The sequence below is a fragment of the Burkholderia sp. 9775_39 genome (genome assembly GCF_015712225.1).
Lineage (GTDB): Bacteria > Pseudomonadota > Gammaproteobacteria > Burkholderiales > Burkholderiaceae > Burkholderia > Burkholderia cenocepacia.
This window is the reverse complement of the sequence record NZ_JACCQC010000125.1, coordinates 1-379: the sequence shown is the minus strand read 5'-3', so window position 1 is coordinate 379 and position 379 is coordinate 1. Positions and strand designations below refer to the sequence as shown.

At 55.4% G+C, this 379-nt stretch carries 1 pseudogene; it reads right to left on the bottom strand.

The window, feature by feature from the left end:
* Positions 1–379: pseudogene (gene mipA, locus H0X90_RS35590) on the bottom strand (scaffolding protein MipA); the annotation flags it as partial.

Below are 379 nucleotides of genomic sequence, written 5' to 3'. Positions count from 1 at the left end.
ATTTGTAGGTGATCCCGGTAGAAATCAGGCCAGTCCAGGATTTATCCACCATTGGGCTGTCAGTAACTTCATCAGACAGACGGGTGTAGCGCGCGGTACCGTAAACACTCCAGTCGCCGAGGAAGTTGTAGCTGGCGCTCAGCTCCAGGTAAGGGCTCCAGCTGTCGTTCGGGTTATAGCCACGCAGACCGCTGCGAGCAGACTCTTTGCGCGATACGCCATAATAGTATTCGTTCTGGTTTTCGCTGTTCCACTGTACACCGATACCCGGGGTCACGGTCAGGCCACCGTTGGTGTAACGATACAACCAGGCCATATCCCAGACGATGCCGTTGCTGTTATCCAGGGTATCGCCAGCCAGGGTGGTACGCAGGTAACC